The organism is Bacillus sp. CGMCC 1.60114 (assembly GCF_042676365.1).
In the GTDB taxonomy this organism is placed as follows: Bacteria; Bacillota; Bacilli; order Bacillales; family Bacillaceae_G; genus Bacillus_A; species Bacillus_A rhizoplanae_A.
The window spans coordinates 1-3,117 of sequence record NZ_JBHTHG010000044.1 but is presented as its reverse complement, the minus strand read 5'-3'; the positions used below and the strand labels follow the sequence as shown (position 1 = coordinate 3,117).

The 3,117-nt window shown below is 32.1% G+C and carries 7 protein-coding genes; all 7 read right to left on the bottom strand.

Annotation, left to right across the window (positions count from 1 at the left end; translation table 11 throughout):
* Positions 1-469 precede the first annotated feature (469 nt).
* On the bottom strand, positions 470-625 hold the full coding sequence (locus tag ACFQZ1_RS10365; RefSeq protein ID WP_377882112.1) for a hypothetical protein: 156 nt from the start codon (positions 623-625) through the stop codon (positions 470-472).
* 72 nt (positions 626-697) lie between these two features.
* On the bottom strand, positions 698-862 hold the full coding sequence (locus ACFQZ1_RS10360) for a Fe3+ hydroxamate ABC transporter substrate-binding protein (protein WP_377882110.1): 165 nt from the start codon (positions 860-862) through the stop codon (positions 698-700).
* A 202-nt stretch (positions 863-1,064) separates the two neighbouring features.
* Complete coding sequence (locus ACFQZ1_RS10355; RefSeq protein ID WP_377882109.1) at positions 1,065-1,694, bottom strand: YesK family protein; 630 nt, start codon at positions 1,692-1,694, stop codon at positions 1,065-1,067.
* A gap of 52 nt (positions 1,695-1,746) precedes the next feature.
* Positions 1,747-2,082 (bottom strand): phosphoglycerate mutase, encoded by a 336-nt coding sequence (locus tag ACFQZ1_RS10350; RefSeq protein WP_377882107.1) that lies wholly within the window; start codon positions 2,080-2,082, stop codon positions 1,747-1,749.
* 3 nt (positions 2,083-2,085) lie between these two features.
* A complete protein-coding gene (locus ACFQZ1_RS10345; RefSeq protein ID WP_377882105.1) occupies positions 2,086-2,283 on the bottom strand; it encodes a helix-turn-helix transcriptional regulator in 198 nt (65 codons plus the stop codon).
* A gap of 191 nt (positions 2,284-2,474) precedes the next feature.
* Entirely contained in the window at positions 2,475-2,615 is a 141-nt protein-coding gene (locus ACFQZ1_RS10340) for a hypothetical protein (RefSeq protein WP_377882103.1), read from the bottom strand.
* 59 nt (positions 2,616-2,674) lie between these two features.
* Positions 2,675-2,848 carry a hypothetical protein gene (locus ACFQZ1_RS10335; protein WP_377882101.1) on the bottom strand — a complete coding sequence of 58 codons (174 nt, stop codon included), beginning with the start codon at positions 2,846-2,848 and terminating at the stop codon, positions 2,675-2,677.
* Positions 2,849-3,117: the final 269 nt, after the last annotated feature.

Here is a 3,117-nt window from a genome sequence, read left to right as displayed (position 1 = left end):
TCGCCATACATGCCCATCAACTTAAGAAAAGTAAACACCCCAAAAACGAAAAAAGAGCTGACTTCTCCAAATAACTAACTGTAGAAAAAGGAAATTTTCATTTTGGGGTACTTCAAAATATTAGCTTGATAGCGATGTCGTGTGACCCCTAAATACAAAAAAGTATTAATTTTGCAGATAAATATTTACATACTTGCAGGAATAAAATTTGATTAAATTAACTTAATAAACCTTGATAAAAGAACAATAAAAAAAAGCGTGTTTTGAAAAAAATTGATCAAAACACGCTTTTTTATATTCAATTGAATTATCCTTTTAGGGGTCACTATATCATTCTGGGGTTCGTTAACGTACAGATAACCGATTAGTTTGTTTTCAAATTTTGTCTAAACGTACAATTTTCTTTTTTGGATATGGTGAGGCCTACTAGCTTTTTTTACATAATTTTTGTTATTAGAAGCAAAGTTAGCTAAAAGTTTTTAAAAACTAAATTTAGTACCACAAATAGAACAATTACGGTAACAATGATACATGCTTCTATGGTGTACTTTTTACTTTCTTTTGCTAGTTGTACTTTCTCTCTATATTTCTCTTGTATTTCTTTTTTTTTATCTTTTGATTTCATATGCACTCCTTAAGAAATGATTGATCTATAGTAACCCCTCATTCAGAGAGGGATTCCAAGCATATCCTTTTACTATTTGGAGTGACAATCTTTACAATGAATTTTACCTTCGTTATCAAGCCATTTCTTTATTTCAGTCATGCCAGCACAATGAGGATAGCGTAGCTCTACATAAATAAGTTCCCCGCCTTGAATGTTTTTTCCGCAACTTACACATTTAGGTTTCACTTTTAACATGATATATTTCCCTCCTCTTCCTAATTGTACCATTAAGAAGAAACGATTTGTTAGGATTTTTAGATGTATATTCTATACATGTTAAGTTGACATAACGTCTCATTATCAGGATTCAATGTATTTAAAAGACTATTAAAAGTCCCCCAGATTGTTTAACTGGAGGTCTTTTGTGTTCACATAATTCTTGTTATCGGTAGTCAAACTAATAGCCATGTTGTTTAAAATGTTTAAGTCTTTTATCTTTTTGTTTTGTTTTTTTGTTTGTATATTCCGTTGTTAGTAGTAAACCTGCCAATACATACATAAAATTACCCATGATTAACCACCAAAAAGGGAACCTTAGAGCAACTATAGTAGGAGTTATGGCCATACACATCAGCTCGGGATTATTTCGAATAGCTGCTCTATAGACAATAGTCGTAGCCATAATTGCAAGTATTATTTCTATTTGAAAATATGTCTGGTTTTGGTAAATTACTTGTAAAGTAGATGATAAATGTATATAGCAACCTAAAAATCCTATAATATATCCTATGACATGAACAATATATCGTTTATTTATTAAAGATATTTTTATTATCATATTTACAAGCATACCCATCACGGTACCAATAATTATAAATATTCCGAGAAAACTTCTGGTGACGCCTTCCCACCCAACAATAGAATGCGTACAGTACAATATGTAAATTAGGCTGGCGGCAATTACAACAGGGCCTATAATTATATCATATTTTCCAGATTTTGAATTTTTTCTTATGATCCATGAAGTCATAATTATAAAAGTAAATGCTGTTATACCTATACAAATAAAAAGATTAAATTCATCCATTTTTTTCTCCTTAGCTAACATAATTCCCGAAAGCGAAAGTCAGATCTGAGTTTTAAGCGTTCAGTTTTCGACTATTAACTATATAAAACAGGACATATGTTACAACCAGGAGAACTAAAATTTGTATTTGAACATACTCCTTTAAAACGCTTGCTATTGGGTTTTGAAGATATGGCCATTGTTCCGCAGACATTCCTAACCGTTTTGTGAGAGAGGTCGAGATACAGAATAAAAAAACAGTAGACCAACTTTGAACAATTGTTTTGTATTTTATAACAGTCACTCTTTCATCATCTTTTATCCATGGAGCCATACTTTTATCACTTGTAAGCCAACCAACAATTACAAACCATAACATTACAGCAATTCCATAAATCAATATACTCATTTTTTAACCCCTTCCCTTTTGAAATAATTCATCTACCGTAGTGTGTAGAACTTCAGCTAATCGAAAAGCTAACGTCAAACTTGGGTCATATTTCGCGTTTTCGATTGCATTGATAGTTTGACGTGAGACATTGCATCGTTTTGCCAATACATCCTGTGAAATCCCTTGTTGCTTCCGCAATTCAGCAATACAATTTTTCATTTTCTACTCCCTTAAAATCCTCAGAGAGGGCTTTTTTGTCAAACATGTTTTACATTTCAAGTATAATATGGCGGACAAATAAATGTCAAATATGTTTTACATAAAAAGCATAACAAACCCCTCCCATTCTGGAGAGGGGATGTTATCATAATTCGAAATACAATGACACCGATTGTAGGCAAAGGCATCTATCATTTATATAGCGATCCTACACCATAAAACCAGACAAAAGCGGTAACAAGTGCTAATAATACTACGCCTCCACCAACAATAAACCATTTGCTATAAATAAGTTGCTCCCTCTTTCTCATCGTTTTCATCCCTCTTTTCATAGAAATTTCTTCTTTTTCTAAGTTTTTAATACAACAAACCCCTCCCATCAAAGAGAAGTTTATTTCTTAAACAGTTGCATCACTGGACTTAATCCTATTAGGAATCCACCAATAATGGTAACAGCAGTAGCAAGAATAATCATGTTTTCCCATTGGGAAGCATAGATTCCTCCTGTAAACAGAATCAAGCCTATGATTAAGAACCGAATATCCAATGTACCTGGAATACGCATGGTTTCTCCCCCTATTAAAACAATCATTTTACCATATTGTATCATCTAGGAAAGATGATATGTTTAAGATTTTTTGATGTATATGATATTCATATGGGGTTAACATAACGTAACATTATGGATAGCAAGATTTTGGTATAAACCTTTTTATATCAATGGTTTCTTTTATTCTTTGATAGTATGAAATATGCAGGGTTTTATACAATGCCGTACTGGTATGGTTTTTTGTGTTCCCGTTTGTTACTGGATTAGCCCAAAAATTGTATAAG

Bases quoted from the DNA above. Each gene is read 5' to 3' on its own strand.
- ACFQZ1_RS10335 (WP_377882101.1), bottom strand. From the start codon at position 2,848: ATGCGTATTCCAGGTACATTGGATATTCGGTTCTTAATCATAGGCTTG.
- ACFQZ1_RS10350 (WP_377882107.1), bottom strand. From the start codon at position 2,082: ATGAGTATATTGATTTATGGAATTGCTGTAATGTTATGGTTTGTAATT.
- ACFQZ1_RS10345 (WP_377882105.1), bottom strand. From the start codon at position 2,283: ATGAAAAATTGTATTGCTGAATTGCGGAAGCAACAAGGGATTTCACAG.
- ACFQZ1_RS10365 (WP_377882112.1), bottom strand. From the start codon at position 625: ATGAAATCAAAAGATAAAAAAAAAGAAATACAAGAGAAATATAGAGAG.
- ACFQZ1_RS10355 (WP_377882109.1), bottom strand. From the start codon at position 1,694: ATGGATGAATTTAATCTTTTTATTTGTATAGGTATAACAGCATTTACT.
- ACFQZ1_RS10340 (WP_377882103.1), bottom strand. From the start codon at position 2,615: ATGAAAAGAGGGATGAAAACGATGAGAAAGAGGGAGCAACTTATTTAT.
- ACFQZ1_RS10360 (WP_377882110.1), bottom strand. From the start codon at position 862: ATGTTAAAAGTGAAACCTAAATGTGTAAGTTGCGGAAAAAACATTCAA.